Annotated in this window: 16 protein-coding genes; 9 read left to right on the top strand and 7 right to left on the bottom strand. The window is 59.3% G+C overall.

The features are described 5' to 3' along the window. Positions 1-306 precede the first annotated feature (306 nt). The 4 genes from moeB (at position 307) to KTAU_RS02065 (ending at position 3,404) form a co-directional block, all read left to right on the top strand. Complete coding sequence (gene moeB, locus KTAU_RS02080) at positions 307-1,485, top strand: molybdopterin-synthase adenylyltransferase MoeB (protein ID WP_112428158.1); 1,179 nt, start codon at positions 307-309, stop codon at positions 1,483-1,485. A gap of 271 nt (positions 1,486-1,756) precedes the next feature. Next, positions 1,757-2,035: a MoaD/ThiS family protein gene (locus KTAU_RS02075; RefSeq protein ID WP_112428156.1), complete on the top strand. Its 279-nt coding sequence runs from the start codon at positions 1,757-1,759 to the stop codon at positions 2,033-2,035. An 11-nt stretch (positions 2,036-2,046) separates the two neighbouring features. Continuing rightward, the gene (locus KTAU_RS02070; protein WP_151726802.1) at positions 2,047-2,982 is read left to right on the top strand and encodes a PLP-dependent cysteine synthase family protein; all 936 of its coding nucleotides are present in this window, start codon (positions 2,047-2,049) and stop codon (positions 2,980-2,982) included. Next, positions 2,976-3,404: a M67 family metallopeptidase gene (locus KTAU_RS02065; protein WP_151726801.1), complete on the top strand. Its 429-nt coding sequence runs from the start codon at positions 2,976-2,978 to the stop codon at positions 3,402-3,404. The genes KTAU_RS02070 and KTAU_RS02065 overlap by 7 nt, the downstream gene beginning before the upstream one ends. A gap of 99 nt (positions 3,405-3,503) precedes the next feature. Here the strand turns inward: KTAU_RS02065 and KTAU_RS02060 are convergent, their stop codons facing one another. From KTAU_RS02060 to KTAU_RS02040, 5 genes are all read right to left on the bottom strand, one after another. Further along, on the bottom strand, positions 3,504-4,175 hold the full coding sequence (locus KTAU_RS02060) for a phosphoribosylanthranilate isomerase (protein WP_151726800.1): 672 nt from the start codon (positions 4,173-4,175) through the stop codon (positions 3,504-3,506). A 105-nt stretch (positions 4,176-4,280) separates the two neighbouring features. After that, on the bottom strand, positions 4,281-4,919 hold the full coding sequence (locus KTAU_RS02055; protein ID WP_228026282.1) for a VIT1/CCC1 transporter family protein: 639 nt from the start codon (positions 4,917-4,919) through the stop codon (positions 4,281-4,283). Positions 4,920-4,983: 64 nt separating this feature from the next. Next, positions 4,984-5,400, bottom strand: coding sequence for a Fur family transcriptional regulator (locus KTAU_RS02050; RefSeq protein WP_151726799.1), 417 nt, complete (start codon positions 5,398-5,400; stop codon positions 4,984-4,986). Positions 5,401-5,728: 328 nt separating this feature from the next. After that, the gene (locus KTAU_RS02045; RefSeq protein ID WP_151726798.1) at positions 5,729-7,249 is read right to left on the bottom strand and encodes an MFS transporter; all 1,521 of its coding nucleotides are present in this window, start codon (positions 7,247-7,249) and stop codon (positions 5,729-5,731) included. A 129-nt stretch (positions 7,250-7,378) separates the two neighbouring features. Further along, on the bottom strand, positions 7,379-7,858 hold the full coding sequence (locus tag KTAU_RS02040; RefSeq protein ID WP_112428144.1) for a MarR family winged helix-turn-helix transcriptional regulator: 480 nt from the start codon (positions 7,856-7,858) through the stop codon (positions 7,379-7,381). 184 nt (positions 7,859-8,042) lie between these two features. Here KTAU_RS02040 and KTAU_RS02035 point away from each other — a divergent pair, with 184 nt between their 5' ends. From KTAU_RS02035 to KTAU_RS02025, 3 genes are all read left to right on the top strand, one after another. Further along, on the top strand, positions 8,043-9,278 hold the full coding sequence (locus KTAU_RS02035; protein ID WP_151726797.1) for an NAD(P)/FAD-dependent oxidoreductase: 1,236 nt from the start codon (positions 8,043-8,045) through the stop codon (positions 9,276-9,278). Between the two features lie 581 nt (positions 9,279-9,859). Continuing rightward, a complete protein-coding gene (locus KTAU_RS02030) occupies positions 9,860-11,389 on the top strand; it encodes a hypothetical protein (protein ID WP_228026346.1) in 1,530 nt (509 codons plus the stop codon). A 257-nt stretch (positions 11,390-11,646) separates the two neighbouring features. Continuing rightward, on the top strand, positions 11,647-11,994 hold the full coding sequence (locus KTAU_RS02025) for a hypothetical protein (RefSeq protein WP_151726796.1): 348 nt from the start codon (positions 11,647-11,649) through the stop codon (positions 11,992-11,994). Positions 11,995-12,105: 111 nt separating this feature from the next. On the opposite strand, the gene KTAU_RS02020 is transcribed toward KTAU_RS02025, so the two are convergent. Together KTAU_RS02020 and KTAU_RS02015 are read right to left on the bottom strand one after the other, a co-directional pair. Continuing rightward, positions 12,106-12,795: a response regulator gene (locus KTAU_RS02020; protein ID WP_151726795.1), complete on the bottom strand. Its 690-nt coding sequence runs from the start codon at positions 12,793-12,795 to the stop codon at positions 12,106-12,108. Then, positions 12,792-13,928, bottom strand: a complete 1,137-nt coding sequence (locus KTAU_RS02015) for a HAMP domain-containing sensor histidine kinase (RefSeq protein ID WP_151726794.1) — start codon at positions 13,926-13,928, stop codon at positions 12,792-12,794. Before KTAU_RS02015 ends, KTAU_RS02020 begins: the two co-directional genes overlap by 4 nt. A gap of 962 nt (positions 13,929-14,890) precedes the next feature. Here KTAU_RS02015 and extP point away from each other — a divergent pair. Continuing rightward, positions 14,891-15,712: a selenite/tellurite reduction operon b-type cytochrome ExtP gene (gene extP / locus KTAU_RS02010; RefSeq protein WP_174844052.1), complete on the top strand. Its 822-nt coding sequence runs from the start codon at positions 14,891-14,893 to the stop codon at positions 15,710-15,712. Between the two features lie 251 nt (positions 15,713-15,963). Beyond that, positions 15,964-16,503 carry a cytochrome b family protein gene (locus KTAU_RS02005; RefSeq protein WP_052888330.1) on the top strand — a complete coding sequence of 180 codons (540 nt, stop codon included), beginning with the start codon at positions 15,964-15,966 and terminating at the stop codon, positions 16,501-16,503. Positions 16,504-16,540: the final 37 nt, after the last annotated feature.

Here is a 16,540-nt window from a genome sequence, read left to right as displayed (position 1 = left end):
GCGCACTGAAGGAGTAAGGGTAAATAGCAAACGCGTTGCTTGCCGTGTGCCAGCAAACGCCGGTGGCTTTTCGCTCTACCAGGGAGAGTGAAGCTCCCTGGTAGAGCCAGGGCGGCGCTAGCCGACGGGAAGAGGAATAAATGGCCTAGCTCTGGCTGTTCTTAAAAATAAGGATGTCGTGAAAAGGCCGACCCCTCCTCACTGATTAGCTCTTCCTTGACAGATCAAAAGAGCGCGTGATAGTCTGTCTTTAGCACGACGCGACAAACTCGATGAACATAGTCAACAATCGAAAGGTGTAGAGCGATGGGCGAAGCGTCCAGGGAAATCATGCGGCGCGCCCGCGAGCTAGTGCCGGAGTGGACGCCCGACCAGGTTCATGAGGCTCTCAAACGCAAGGGGGAGGGAGCGCAGGACCTGGTTCTGGTTGACGTGCGTGAGAAACACGAGTGGAACGAGGGCTACATTCCCGGTGCGCTGCACGTGCCGCGTGGCTATCTAGAGCTACAGATTGAAGAGGCGGTACCTGATAAGACAAAGCCGGTGGTGCTCTACTGCGCTGGCGGTGTGCGCTCGCTCATGGCGGGAGCCACCCTCAAGCAGATGGGCTACCAAAACGTCATCTCAATGGCGGGCGGCTTTGGCCAATGGCGCGCCCGTGGCTATGAGGTGGCGCAGCCGCGCACGCTGGGGGAGGCGCAGCGCAAGCGCTACAGCCGCCACCTGCTCATCCCTGAGGTCGGTGAAGCGGGGCAGTTAAAGCTGCTCGACTCGCGCGTCCTCTTGCTGGGGGCGGGTGGTCTTGGCTCGCCAGCAGCCTATTATCTGGCAGCGGCGGGGGTTGGTACCATCGGCGTCATCGACTCGGACGTCGTCGATGAAAGCAATCTCCAGCGTCAGATCCTACATAACGTCAGTCGTATTGGCAAGTACAAGGCCGAGTCAGCGCGCGAGACCATAGAGGCGCTCAACCCTGATGTCAAGGTCATCACCTACGTTGACCGCCTCGATGAGACCAACGTGGCGCGCATCATCGCCGACTACGATGTCATCATCGATGGCACCGACAACTTCCCAACGCGCTACCTGCTCAACGATGCCTCGATCATTGCCAACAAGCCGGTAGTGCACGGAAGTGTCTTCCGCTTCGAAGGCCAGGTCACCGTCTTCAAGCCGCACGAGGGGCCGTGCTATCGCTGCCTCTATCCAGAGCCACCTCCGGCGGCCCTGGCTCCTAGCTGCGCCGAGGCTGGAGTGCTTGGCGTACTGCCCGGCGTGATCGGTCTGCTGCAGGCCGTCGAGACCATCAAGCTCCTGTTGGGTATTGGAGAGCCGCTGGTCGGGCGACTGCTGACCTACGATGCCCTCGCTGGGGAGTTCAGCGAGCTAAAGCTCTATCGTGATCCGCAGTGCCCAGCTTGTGGCGAGAATGCCCATCCTGAGAACTTGCCAACCTACGCTGACGTTTGCGCTCTCTCGGCCTGATGTCATGCCGGAGGGGAAGCGGCCAGCGTGTGAGGTTGCTCATTGGCGGCCGGTGGTCGGGACGGTGGATCGCGTCCTTACCGTGGCTATCTTGCAGCGATCCTGCCATGATAGGAACAGGCCGGTGCTGGCGCAGGCGAGTACAGTGCGAGGGAGATCGGCTCGCCCGCGCTGGCATCGCTAGGCAGGCGTGATTGCTCAGCTGACTGACTGAGCGAGCGGTGTGTGGTAGAAGTTGTAGCAGTATCTCAAGAGGAGTAGGAAGAGAACTATGGCGACAGTGCGTCTCGCCCCAGTGCTGCGCGCAGCAGCGGGGGGTGCCAAGCAAGTCAGCGCCCAAGGCAACACACTAGCGGAAGTACTGGCGGACCTCTATCGGCAGTATCCTGCCCTCAAAGAGCAGATTCAGCCCGAGGAAGAGTTAAGCCGCTTTGTCAACGTCTATGTCAACGATCAAGACGTGCGCTACCTCCAGGGCCTGCAGACAGCAGTAGGTCCCAACGACACGGTGATTCTGCTGCCCGCAATGGCTGGCGGAGGCCAGGAGTAGGGAATGCCATCATGCGCTATAGCAGCATACTGGAGACCATTGGCAATACGCCGCTGGTAGAGCTGAAAAGCTTCAGCCCACGGCCCGGGGTGCAGATCTTTGCCAAGCTGGAGGGGGTCAATCCTTCCGGCAGCATTAAGGACCGCATCGCCAAGCGCATGATCGAGGAGGCTGAGGCTAGCGGCAAGCTGGCGCCAGGCTCGATCCTGCTGGAGCCAACAAGTGGCAATACTGGCATTGCGCTGGCGATGATTGCGCGAGTCAAAGGGTACAAGTTCGTTGCGGTGATGCCCGATAATGTGACGCGCGAGCGTCGCCAGTTGCTGGAACTCTATGGCGCGGACATCATCTTCTCGGACGGGGCTCAAGGAAGCAATGGCGCCGTGCGCCTGGCACAGGAGCTGGCACGCAAAGATGAGCGCTACGTAATGCTCTATCAGTACGGCAACGCGGCCAATCCTGACGCCCACTACTACAGCACCGCCGTGGAGATCATCAATGATCTCCCCGACCTCGATGTCTTCGTGGCCGGCCTGGGTACCGGGGGAACCCTCACCGGCAACGCGCGTCGTCTCAAGGAGCACAACCCGAGCATCCGTGTCGTCGCTGCCGAGCCAATGCAAGGCGACAGTGTTCAAGGCCTGCGCAGCCTCGAAGACGGCTTTGTGCCGCCTGTGCTGGACCTGTCCCTCCTCGACGCGCGTATCCTGGTCTCGGGCATCGACGCCATCCGGCGTACGCGCCAGCTCAAGGATCAGGAGGGTATCTTCGCTGGCCCTTCCTGCGGCGCTGCCCTGCATGCAGCCCTGCGCGTCGCTTCCAGTATGGAGCGGGGGAAGATCGTCGTCATCCTCGCAGACGGTGGCTGGAAATATCTCAGTGAAGATCTGTGGACGCGCGACCTGAGCGCGCTGGAGGAAGAGCTGGAGAATAAACTCTTATGGTAGCAGAAGCCTTTGTTGTGCGTATCCCTCGTACAATGTACTCGGAGATGGTGGCGCATGTCACCGCCGGCTATCCTAATGAGGCCTGCGGTCTGCTGGCGAGCAAGGATGGTCGGGTGGTGAAAAACTACCCGACCCCCAATGCTGCTGAGCACCCAGATGATTTCTCCGAGATTGCTCCCCAGGACCTGCTGCGCATCGCTAACGACATCGACACCTACGATGGTGAGATGTTCGCCTACTACCATTCTCACCCGCGTAGCGAGGCCTATCCCTCAGCTCGTGATATCGAGTGGGCTAGGCGCAACGGCCTCTACTACATTATCTTTTCATTGCAATACTATCCTGAGCCACCTTACGCACGTGTCTTCTCCATCCGAACAGATGGGAGTGTCAGTGAGGGCAAACTGGAGCTAACCGATTGAAGTGAGGCCGACGAGCGGAGGGGGCTGGCTGATGGCCCTGTCCCGGTAGTTCCCTGCTCCACTCTCCCGCTGCCGTGCCCACTCGCCGCCCGAGGCCGACTAAAGCGGGAGACGCCCAACCTGGGCGAAGAAACGCTCTAGCTTGCGAGGATCAAGGCGGCCCTCGGTGCGTACCGAACTGCAGAGATCGAGGCCGAAAGGAGCAACCTCCTCAATAGCAGCGCGGGCGTTCTCGGCGCTGATGCCGCCCGCCAGAAAGACCGGAATAGGAACGGTCTCACGAATGCGCCGGCTGATCTTCCAGTCGTGCACCTGGCCGGTGCCGCCCAGGATTTTGACCGGCAGATCGGGTCGACCTGAATCGAGCAGCAAGGCATCCACAAAGGGAGCAATCTCCTGAGCTTCCTCCACCGATTCCGGGCCACGCACATGGATCACCTGGACCAGGGCGATACCGGGCAGTGCCGCGCGCAGGCGCTGATGGCTTCCCGGCGGCAGGCGGTCGACTAGCTGCAGCGTATTGGTGCGGCAGCGGCGCTGCTGGTCGATGATCGCCTCGACATCCTGCTGGCTGGTCAACAGGAAAGAGGCGATCGGCGGCGGGATGGTCTCGGCGATCTCCGCGATTAACTCCTCCGGAATGACCCCTGGCCCGCTTGGCATCTGCGAAACCAGGCCCAGGGCATCGGCGCCGTAGCGGATCGCCAGCTGCGCTTCCTCCTTGCTGCTGATACAACAGATCTTCACTCGTGGTCTTGAGACTGCTTCCATTGCTGGTACCCCTTATCTATCTGGGCGCTCTTCCCCTCAGAAAGGACAACACTGAGAGCATGGTACCCTACTCTCTTCTTTTCTTTCGTTTGGACCCGAACCCGGTCAGGCGTTACCGAAGAAAAGAGCTGCCAGGAAGACCAGGATCCCGCTACCGATGACCTGAACAATAGAGACTAGCCATTTTGTACCGAAGTAGCGGTGACGGATAGCGGCAATAGCCAGCAGCTCAGCGGCGACCACCAGGTAGGCGGTAGCCAAGGCGAGCTGCAGATGGGTGATCAAGAAGGGCAGCGTGTGGAGCGAGCCGCCTACAAACGTCATCAGACCTGTGATAGCTCCGCGGATGATAGGGCTACCTCGCCCAGTCAGCACGCCGTCATCCGAAAGCGCCTCTGAGAAGGCCATGCTGATTCCGGCACCGGTAGCTGCAGCCAGACCAACCAGGAATGCCGTAAAAGGGCGATGAGTAGCGAAGGCCGTAGCGAAGATGGGGGCCAGCGTAGAAACCGATCCATCCATCAGCCCGGCCAGACCAGGCTGGACCACGCGCAGCAAGAAGTGGCGCGAATCCGTATTATTGGAGGCGATCCCTCGTAGGATCTCAGCCAGCTCGATCTTCAGCCGCTCTAACTCCGATGAGGGGCGTTGCTGTAAAGCCCCTTCCATCTCTGCTGGTAGATCTTCCTGCGCGGTCGTCGCCGCGCCCGCTCGTCGTGTCTCGGTCTCCGGGTTTTGTGGCATAAAAAGACTCCCCTACCATGCCTGTAATCTGCTTGTCCGATTGCCTGTGAGCGAGGCAATCCTCTCAACCTTCCGCTGATTCTGCCTGCTGCAGTCGCTGACGGCAGGCAGTGCATAGGCCATAGAGCCTGACCTCATGCGAGTGCAGCTCTATACCTGCGGCCTGTGCTGCCGAGCGAAGCGCCTCCTCTGAGAGACGCACCTCGACAGGCAGATCGAGAAGAGCGCCGCAAGCCGTGCAGATTGCGTGGTCGTGGCGCTCGATGTGCCCATCGTACCGACAGGCCTCGTCACTGCGCCCCAACTCGCGAATCAGCCCTTGCTGCGCCAGGCTGTGCAGAATACGGTAGACACTCGCCACCCCGATGCGGGGGCGCACTTTGCGCACAGCCTCGTAAACCTCCAGAGCAGTCGGGTGGTTATGGCTGCTGCGCACAACCTCCAGCACTGCCTGGGCATTGGCGTTCAACGTCTCTTTCATTAGCGCCTGATGATTCTCTCGGACCCCGATATTAGGGTCACCTAATAATGATAATCATTATCAATCTACTATCAGAATTATATATCCGGCCTGGAGGCTTTGTCAAGGGAGGCAGGGGCTAACAGACCTGGGGGGGCAGATGAAGAGGGAATCAGAAGAGGAGGTTGGAGAGCTGAGCGACGGGAGGGGTGCCTGCTCCCGCCTAAGTCATCCACGACTGGCAGCGCGGCGGATTGGAGGGCAAGCCGCGCCAGGAGAAAGTATGTGGGAAGCAAGCACCCCTGGTCCAGCCAGCATCGGCCTCAACTTTCGATTAACAGATGCCCCTTTAGCGATGTGAAGGGCGTAAAGCGGCCACCAGCATCGCTGCCAGGCTCAGAACGAACGACACCAGAAACGCTGAGTGCAAGCCGTGCATAAAGGTGGCCAGGGCTGAGGGAAACTGACCCATACCGCCGCCATAGATAAAGACCTGCATGACTGCTCCCATTGGTACCCCCTTCAGGGCCAGCGGAAAGACAATAGCAATACTGAGCATCTGACCAGTATTATTGAGCATTCCCAGCAGCCCCGAAGCGGCGCCGCGCTGATGGGGTGGCACCGAACTCATAATCGCATTCGTATTGGGTGAGACGAAGAAACCCGAGCCTCCTCCCATCATAGCCATATAGAGCGAAAGCAGCCAGAACGGTGTTGTAGGCGTGATGGTCGTCAAGCCCAACAGGCCCAAAGCCGAGACGGCCAGACCGATGGGAGTTAGAATACGGGATCCAATGTGGTCCGAGAGACGGCCACTCAGCGGGCCGATAATCATAAAGGCTGCCCCGAAGGGAGCAAGCATCAGCCCGGCAGTCAGAGGATCTTTCCCATAGGGTCCCTGGAGAAAGAAGATCAACAGGAAGAGCACCGCGCCACGGGCAATTCCATTCAGCAAGCCACTTAGACTCGCCATCGCAAAGAGGCGCTCGCGAAAGAGCTGTAGCTGTACGATAGGTGCTTTGATGCGTGGCTCAATTGTGGCGAACAGGAGCAGGCTCAGCAAGCCCACTATCAGAATAGCCACAGTGGCCGACTCGCCCAGCAGAGGGAAAGCCACCATTGTCAGAGCCAGCAAGGTCCCAGAGAGGCCCAGAGCAAGCGTCAGGCCCCCAACCCAATCGATGGGGGTCTGGCGAGCTGGGCGTACTGGCTCGCGCAAGCGCCAGATTCCCCAGAGCGTGCCGAAGGTTGCCAGAGGCACATTAAAAAGGAATACCCAGCGCCAGGACCACTCGGTGAGAAGGCCGCCGATAATGGGTCCGATCAAGAAGCCTGCGGCCCCGGCGATCTGATTGATACCCAGGCCCAGGCCGACCTCTCCCTTGCGAAAGGCATCGGTGACAATCGCCGTACTATTGGTCATCAGCAAGGCTGCCCCCAGGCCCTGGATCAGACGTCCTGCCACCAGATCGGCGCCGTGAAAGGCTGGCTGGGCCAGGCCAGCTACCAGCGAACCCAGGGCGAAGAGCAGAAAACCGCTATTGTAGAGGCGTTTGCGGCCCCAAATATCGGCCAGGCGGCCAACGATGGGCGTCAGCACAGTCAGTATCAGCAGATACCCCATCAACGTCCACATAATCGTGAAGAACGAGGCCCGCAGCTCGACCAGAATCGCCGGCAGAGCGATCAGCAAGGCCGAGCCTTGAATAGAAGCCAGCAAGGCCCCTACTGTGGTTACTGAGAGTGCCGTCCAGCGATAGCCATCACCTCCGCCTGTCAGCTCTCTCTCATCAGCAGCTCCAGCTTGCTCGGAGGCATCAGAGATCTCTTGCCTCACCGGCGTCAAAGAAGACTCCGAAGAAGTCTGCATAGTAAAACCTTTCTACTCTCCTTTTACGTGATATATGTGGACAATAAAAGAGGGGAAACAGCGTGCAGAGAGCAAAGGCGATGGAAGCGAAGCGGTGCGGAGCGAATAGGCGCCTTCAGAGGCCACTCATCAGCCTTCGATGAGGTGACGTAAGGCGGGAAGCGCGGCGACAAGGTGCTCGCGCTCAGTCTCGCTCAGACGGGCCAGACGGCGCTCCAGCGAAGCCAGGCGGCCACGGTCATAGAGTTGGACCAGGTGTTGAGCACGTGCTGTTGGCTTCACCCAGACCGTACGCCAGTCGGCCTCATCGCGACTCCGTTCCAGATAGCCCTGAGCCTGCAAGCGTTTCACCATTGCCGTCACCGTTGAAGGCGTCACCCCGAGCTGGCGGGCCAGCTCCTGCATCATGCAGCACTTGCGCTCGATCAGGATGCGCAGCAAACTCAGCTGTCCGCTAGTGGTACGGATCTCGGAGAGATCCTCGCGGTCAGGCTCAGCCAGGATTTCGGAGTTGAGCGCATCGGTGTGCATCTGGCGCAGCACCTTGGGGACAATATCCAGCAGCTCCATTGCCAGCGCTGCGCTATCATCCAGCGAATCCGGTCGCATGGTCGCTCCTTACTCACTTTGACAATCTAATTATATGATAGGCAAACTAGCGAGGCAAGTAAAGGGAAGAAGGCCGCGCCTAGCGGCCTTACGGAAGAGTCCAGTAGCAATTTTGCCTGAACTATGCTAGAATCGCCCATAAGACAGAGACCAGGAAAACCATCGCAGGCAAGGAGAACGGCATTTGGCAACGCACGAGAAACGGTACGTTATTATTGGGAACGGGATCGCCGGCACCACAGCCGCCGAGACCTTACGCAAGCTTGATCCAAACTGCAGCATTCATCTGATTACCAACGAGCCTTACCCTCTCTACAACCGTGTTTCATTGCCGCGTTTCCTGCAAGGGGTGCTGCCCGAGCAAAAGGTCATGATGCGTGACTTTGCCTGGCATGAGCAGCGCCGCATCTCTCTGCTGACCGAGACCCTTGTGACCGAAGTCAACACGGACGAACGGATTGTAGTGACTGAACGCGGGCAACACTTCCCTTACGATGCGCTTCTCATTGCCAGCGGGGGCTGGGCCAAGCCGCTGCAGGTGCCGGGAGCAGCTGGCACGAAGCACATCTACAACTTTGTCACCCTGGATGACACGAAGACTATTATAGCGCGCATCCTCGAATCGCACACGGCCCTGGCCTACGGAGGCAGCTTCATCTCCTATGAGCTGTGTGACGGTTTCGCCATGCGCAAGCTAGAGACCACCTGGCTTATGCGTGGTCCGTACTGGCTGCGCAACTGTCTTGATCCCGAGGGGGGCGAGATCGTCGATGCCATTGCCCGACGTTTTGGCGTCAATGTCATCCACGGCGACGAAATCGCCGAGGTTGTTGCGCGCGACGGGGTACCGGCCTATGTCAAGACGAAGCAGGGACGTGAGATCCAGGCGGACATCATCGGCGTAGGGCTTGGGATTACACTCAACACCGCTTTCCTCAAAGACACCCCCATTGAGGTTCGCACTGGGGTTGTAGTGAACGAATACCTAGAGACGAATGTACCGCATGTCTATGCTGCCGGCGACGTTGCCGAGTTTTACGATCCGACGATTGGCCGTCACCATACGATGGGGACCTGGGATAATGCTTTGGCGCATGGGCGCATCGCTGCCATCAACATGGCCGGGGGCCATGAGCCATACGTTGATGTGCCCACGTATACAAGCCCGCTCTTTGATGTCAACATTGCCGTCATTGGCACGGCTGAGTCCAACAATCCAGAGCTGGAAAGCGTCTCGTTGCGCGAGCCTGGCGAAAAAGGCCATGAGAACTACCGCAAGCTATTCCTGCGCGAGAACAGGCTGGTTGGTGCGATCATGATTGGCAGCCCCAAAGGACGCAAAAAGCTTGTCGAACTGATCAAAAACCAGCAGGTGCTGGCCAGTCCCACCGAGCGGGAGGCCGTTCTGACCCTGAAATAGCACTCCTTTTGGGCTATCGCGCTTGACGAAACTGGGCTGGTAAGATACCGTAGCTACCATCAAGTACCATCAGACCCGCCAACTTGGGCAGGTCGTGATGCTGCGCCGGAGCGAGCATATGCAGGAGGGAGTTTGTGGCCGTTTTCTGTCCGCATTGTGGCAAAGCCTTGCCCAGGGAAAATGCACGCTTCTGCAATAACTGTGGCAGATTTCTACCCGCGACAAAGCAGGTGACTCCTTCCACTTCCGTCAGCGGGGAGCCGCCCTCTGCAGGGCATCTGGTAACTCAGGAGCCTGCCGGGAAGGCGCCTGCTCCTAACGATGTGCATCTGCCTCCTCCCTGGCTAGACCAGTTAGATCGGGAGGTAGCTAGCCGCCGCTGGCGGGCGCCGCGCCGCGACTCGTTCGAGCGCTTGCCCGACCTGCCTGGGGAAACGGAGAGTCCCTTTCAGAGTGCTGCTGCTGCTTCTTCTACTGCTGACTCTCCAGATCAGGGATCTGCTACTTCGTGGTCGGCCCAGCCTGCTGCACCTCGGCCTGCCTCTCCTTCTGGCGAGCAAGAGTCAAGCGCTGCCGAAGACATGGGAGAGCAGTCGGAGACCGCTGCGGTGGCAGAGGCCTGGCGCCGGGCCTGGTTGGCTGATGCTCCGACCTCGACAGTACCCGCCGCTCGCTCGGAAGAGACCCTGACAGAGGAAGCCGGCCAGTTGCTCCCTTCTTCTTCAGAGGGGGAGCTACGCTCAGGGCGCTCGCTCTCCCCGCGCGAGTTGCATGTGCGCATCTGGGAAGAGAATGAGACCTTGATCATGCCGCAGCCAGGGGAAGCAAGCGAGGCTGAGATTCGGCAATTCCCGGGGCAGACGCCGATTGAGGAAAGCTGGTCTCAGGCTCAGGTCGAGAGCGCTTCACTTCCTCTCTCCTATGAGGACATGCCCACGCAGGGGCATCTCTTAGGAATAGAGCTGCCGCGCTCGGAGCGTGTGCGCCCTGGTGAGCAACCTGATCAGCGTCACGAGGCTGTCGGCGATCTACCTACCATGCCACTCAAGGCCAGTCCCGGGCCTGGGCTGGTCATTGAACGAGCCTCGACGCCGCGTCCCAGCCGTTGGCAGGAGCACGAGCAGGGCAAGGAACGTGGCATGTCCTTTGCCGGGCAGGCCAGTTCTCTCCCGCGCTCGGGGGACATCGAGGAGCTGGATACCATGCGCCTGGCAGCGCAGCCTCCTGTTGGGCCTGGGGTGACCGCTGGCCCGTGGCGCTCTCAGCCTGTCACTCCGCTGCCGGCATCCGCGCTCGCGTCCTCTAGTGGGTCGCCTCCCTCGTTACCGGGAATAAGTGAGGCTCCCCTCTTTGGCGCTCCAGCCACGAGGACTGGTGCAGGAACGTCTTCCTCCCGACCTCCCGAGGTCGCCAGCTGGGGGGCTGACAAGGTTGAGCAGGCGTCACGTCTGGCTAATCCTTCTCTCCGCCAGTGGGAAGCCGAGGAAACAGCCGCCCTGCCCCAGGTCGAAAAGCCCAGCTTATCGCCAGCTGCCCGGTCAACTACCACTGAGAGTCGAACCTCCCGACGGCGTAAGCGCCCGCTGGCTGTTGTGGCATTAATCCTGGCTTTGCTCCTCATCGGTGGTGGCTTGACTGCTTGGGTGGTCGTTTATCAGCCGTTCAGTGTCCCGCTCATTACCCAGCCTCTGCAGGCGTTTAGCGATCAGCGTCTGGGAGTGGCGCTCTCATACCCGCAGGGGTGGAGCTATCAGCTGGATTACCAGCAGGGCAAGGTCACTTTTAGCGATAGCAGCCAGACCGGACAGATGATTCTCCTGGTGGCCCCCGCTGGTGATCAGGACCCGGCCCATTATCTCCAGAAAGAGGCAAGCCAGGTAGGCCTGACAGGTGCCAAAGCGGCAGACCCTCTGACTTTTGGCGGCGTGAGCTGGCAGCAGCTGCGAGGAACAGTCACCATCGCGGGTGCCAGCTACACAGAGGTCCTGCTTGTCACGAGCCGCTCCGGCCATCTCTACACCTTTATGCAGCTGGCATATCAAAAGATCTACACAGATGAGGAAAAGCAGGTCTTTGCGCCGGTTCGAGCCTCTTTCCGCTTCCTCAGCTGAAGCGCAAGCCGACGTGAGCGACGAAACTGGGAAGGCTGGCATTGCGTGGAAGAAGTGATCTGTGTATCCCCTATCGCGACGGAACTATGTTATAATGTGCGCGATATCCGGTGCAGGCCTGTCCCCCAGGGGAGAGGCGCCGGAGGGCGGGATAGCTTCCCATCCTTCACGATCGACGGACAGTGTGGCGTAGATCTGGTGATCAGAAAGGAGGGCGCGGCGGTCAAGCCCAGCTGCCGCGCAGACCTGGCAGGCTTATGGAAGACATTCGCTTCGAACGACACTTCCGCACACCCTACTCAGAAGGCTATTACATCATGCAGGGTAATAGCCTGCAGAACAGCACGCGCCTTGGTACCATTGACATTCACTTCACCACAACGGCAGTGCATGGTACCTTGATCCTTGAACGCGAGCTGGAGGAGGCTGAGCTGACCAAACTGATCGAGCAGATCGACGAAGACCTGGTCCTTTCCGCAGATATGCCGCGCGACGACTTTCTGGTGAGCGTCTACGTTGGCAGAGATGTCGGCTTCTACAGCGACGAGTATTTCGCTGGAGAGAGCGGGAGAGGGGCTGACCTCAGCGATGAGGATGAGGTGTGATGTGGTTGCACCCTCTCTCATCCTCGCCCCAGCCAACGCAGGAGGAGGCTCACTCCGCGGCCAAGCCGAGGGATCTCGCTGGCGGGCAGGCGGAGGTGGCGCACCGCCCGGCTAGTCTTCCAGCAAGCCGCGCCGCATTGCGTACTTGACCAGCTCGGCGCGGCTATGGAGATTCAATTTATCCATAATGTGTGTGCGGTGCGTGTCGACCGTCTTGGGGCTGATAACCAGGCGTTCGGCGATTTTTGTGTTAGTATAACCCTCAGCCACCAGTTTCAGAATCTCCCGCTCTCGCTCAGTGAGGCTCTCGTAGCTGTCCTTCTCCTCACCGGCGCGTACACGCTGGAGGTAGTCGCCCACCATGACCGACTGAGCCACCGGTGAGAGATAGACCTGACCATTCTGGATGACGTGCAGCGCTGAGATCAGATCGGTATCGGCGGCCTCCTTGAGCATGTAGCCAGAGGCGCCTGCCCGCAGTGCCTGAAAGATATATTCGTCGTTCTCGTGCATTGTCAGGATGAGCACCTTGGTCTCGGGGACCTGCTTCTTGATCTGCCGTGTGGCCTCGATCCCGCTCATGTCGGGCATGGTGATATCCATGAGCACGATATCGGGCTGGAGGCGAAGCGCTTCCTGGAGAGCCTGGCGGCCATCCTGCGCTTCGCCGACCACCTCCATATCGGGTTGAGCATTGAGCATCATCTTCAGGCCAGCGCGCAGGATCGTGTGGTCATCGGCCAGGAGAATACGAATCTTCTGCACGGCTTTGGTTGCCTCAGCTGTACTCGTCGTCGTCATACCTTCACCGGACCTCCGCGCGGTTGCTTCTCCGAAGGGGTCAGCTCAGCGTAGGGAACGGACTCGGTATCGCTCTGGCGCAGGGGCAAGCGTACCTCGATAGTGGTGCCAGCGCCAGGACGGGACTTGATGTCCAGCGACCCATCGAGGAGAACGGCCCGTTCCTGCATGCCAGCCAGGCCCAGGCCGCGCTCCTGGCCTGGTGTCTTCATCAAAGCCTCGACATCGAAGCCGCAGCCATTATCGCTGATCGTTGCATGGACCGCTCCTTCCTCCTCCCGCAGGGCGATAGAGACCTTCGTCGCATTGGCGTGACGGGCGGTGTTGGTCAGAGCCTCCTGCACAATGCGGTAAAGGACAGTCTCCATCTCGGCGGGAAGGCGTCCCTTAAAGCCTGTGGCGGAAAACTCTACCTCGATGGAGCACTTCTGTTGATATTCTTTAATATACCAGCGCAGCGCTGGCAGCAAGCCCAAGTCATCCAGGGCACTGGGACGCAGATCAATGCTCAAGTTACGGATAGCCCGTAGCGTTTGATGGGCCAGATTGCGTGTATCAGCGATACGCTCGCGGGCCTCGGGGCTGGTCACCGACTTCTCCAGGATCGCCAGGCTGATGAGCAGCGAGGTGAGCATCTGGCTGGTTTCGTCGTGCAACTCGCGGGCAATGCGTTTGCGCTCCTGCTCCTGAGCATTGATGATCTGCGTTGAACGCAGGCGTGAAGCCTCGTCAATGGCCTCTAGCATTACGTTGAAGGTCGCAGCAAGCTGGTCAGCTTGAGGATCAAGCCCGGTCAGAGGAGCGCGCAGCGAGCGCTCACCCTTCTGGACACGGCTCATAACCTTGCCCAGGTCCATCAGAGGCCGGAAAGCGATCTGCAGCAGCAGGAAATTCAAGGCCACGCTCACCAGCCAGCCCACCGTAATAAAAATGATCAGCGAGGTAGGCGTTGCCAGCCCCTGCCGGCTATCATTCAAATGGGAGGCCAGCCAGGTACCGCCGGTAGCGCCAACAAAGATAATCAAGCTATTGGCAATCAGAACTTTATAGAAGATAGGCAGGCTAAGTAGGGGTCTGAGCAAGCGTGGCCAGCTCTGCACCCCCGACCCGGCCAGTGTAGTCTTGCGCTCCATAGCTCTCGAACCTCTCTACGCTTAGCGAAGAGGAGCCTCCCTCCCCTTTAATTGTAGCGTTGGGGGGCTTGCCTGTCAAACGAGCGCACGCAAAATCGCACCTGCCATCTCCTGTTGCCTGTGTTGGCTATACTATTAGTAGTTTTTAATATGGTTTATAGATAGTGTATAGATAGAGAAAATAAAAATGGTAGAGCGACCTCCTCACCCAAGTCTCTTCTCTGTTCCTCCAGACTGCCACGGCCTGCAGCCATCCGGGGACCTGGTGGGGCGTGAGGAGAGGCGTGCGGGGAGTGCCGGGCAGAATCAGGTATTTACCTGATGCTCTCCTCGGGTCCCCGTGCTATAATCTCCCGGGTGGCTGAGAACCTCCATGCTGGCCTTTCTCCTCAGAAGAGGTGTATTACAAGGTAAAACGGGCGTTTGCCTTCCCTGGAGAACAGGCAGAGCTGGGGCTGCCTGGCTAAGGAGGCTGAGGCAACGAGGTGGACCGCGTGGCCTCCCAGGCGCGAGCGGAGGGGTGCTTGACCGAGAGGCCGGCTGACAAAATCAGGTAAACACCTGATGCTCTCTTCAGGAGATCTCTGTAATCTAACAATGAGGGGCAGAGAAAGAGCGGGCTGCTCCTTGGAGCGCGCCGAGGGCTAAGGGAGAGGAGCAAAGCCCACCAGCCTGGCCTTACCCGTCTGGCGCAGCTGTGGCCTCCCCTTAATAGTTAGAAGAGAATAGGCAGAGAAAGGGGAAGGGATGGGAGCGAGGCAGGACCCTGTTGAGAAGGGGTACTCAGGGAGAGAGCCGGTGTGGTATAATCTGCCACGCAGCTGAGCGCCCATCTCCCTTCTCGTTGCTGCTAACCAGCCGAGAAGGAATTGCTGGACAAAAGCAGGCAAGGAGCGAACCTATGAGCGGCAGCTCAGATGGTCGTCACGCTCGCTGAGGGATGAGAACAGGAGGAACTGTGTGTGAGTTCACTACCTGAAAAGAAGAGCTTGCTCGACATCATCACGCAGAAGATAGTGACGAGCCAGCTCTGGCGATCGATATTCCGCCACGGCTATCCGGACACCCCACTCAACCAGTCGCTGGTGATGATGGGGAACGTCTTCCTACATCTGCACCCGGTGAAGGTTAGCCGCCAGGCGATGAAGATCACCTATACCTGGTGTATGGGGGGGATCTCCTTCTTCCTCTTCCTGGTGCTGACCCTGACCGGGGTTTTTCTCATGTTTTATTATGTTCCTGAGACCCACACGGCCTATCAGAACATCAACCAGCTCAGCAGCGCGGTCTCCTTTGGCCATCTGGTGCGCAACATGCACCGCTGGGCGGCCCACCTGATGGTCGTCTCCGTGACCCTGCACATGATCCGCGTCTTCTATCATGGCGCTTACAAGCCGCCGCGCGAGTTCAACTGGGTTGTGGGCGTGGGCCTCTTCTTCTGTACTCTCTTCTTGAGTTTTACTGGCTATTTGCTTCCGTGGGACCAGATTGCTCTATGGGCTATTACGGTGGGAACCAACCTGGCCCCGTACACCCCCATTTTGGGACAGCCGGTCTACCAGGTGCTGGTAGGAGGTCCCGCGGTCGGTCAGGCAACCCTGATTCGCTTCTATGTGGGGCATGTAATCTTACTGCCGCTGGCCACGGCTATTCTGCTGGCGGTACACTTCTGGCGCATCCGTAAGGATGGAGGAGCGGCTGGGCCACCGCCGCCGCCGCGGCGCGAGCTGGAGGCTCGTCTGGCAGAGGCTGAGCAAGGGCTGGCGCCCACGGCTGCGCGTTAGTTAGCCCTTTATAGCCGCTAACCGGGCGAGGGAGTGGCCTGAGCGGGAGGGGCCGGGAGGCACTGAGGAAGATCTCCTTCGCAGGCGAGGCTCTTCCTTGCAGGATAGTCCACTCGCTCAGGGATGGGGAAGCGGGGATGAGAAAAAGAAGCCGTTGCTGTCTCTGGCTGCTCACCAGGCCAGCCAGGCTGGTCTGGCCTGGTCAGGAGAAGCTGGCTCAGGGATTAGAACGAAGATGAGAGGATAGACCAATGGCAATCGAACAGGAGCCAAAGGTACAGACGCAAGCAGCGGCGACCCAGCGACGCTATCGTACGCTGGCGGTAGTAAGGCAGGAGGCCATCACGCGCGTTGAGAAACCGCTGGAGGACTCGGTCTTTGTCTGGCCTCATTTGCTGGTGCGAGAGTTCTTTGCCTCCACCATCGTGATGGTCATGCTAACCCTGCTCTCGGTGGCAATCGACGCGCCGTTGCGGGAGCCAGCGAACCCCAACGTCACGCCGAACCCGGCCAAGGCTCCCTGGTACTTCCTGGGCTTGCAGGAGCTGCTGCACTACTTTCCACCAACGACTGCCGGTGTGCTCATCCCGGGGCTGGTGCTGGTCGGCCTGGCCTGCCTGCCCTACGTGGATCGCAATCCCAGCCGTGCTTACGCAGACCGTAAGATCGCCATTGTGACCTTCACAATGTTTGTGGTCTTCTGGGCCTGTGTGACCCTGGCCGGGAGTTTCTTCCGTGGCCCCGGCTGGGTGTGGTACTGGCCCTGGCAGGGTCTTTTCTTCGACCTGTAAGGGAACTCTGGGAAAACGGAAGGAAAGGATCTGTTCT

Origin of the sequence: Thermogemmatispora aurantia (assembly GCF_008974285.1) — a bacterium.
Classification (GTDB): domain Bacteria; phylum Chloroflexota; class Ktedonobacteria; order Ktedonobacterales; family Ktedonobacteraceae; genus Thermogemmatispora; species Thermogemmatispora aurantia.
Note: the sequence above shows the minus strand (reverse complement) of the source record. Positions and strands in the feature narration are given on the sequence as shown.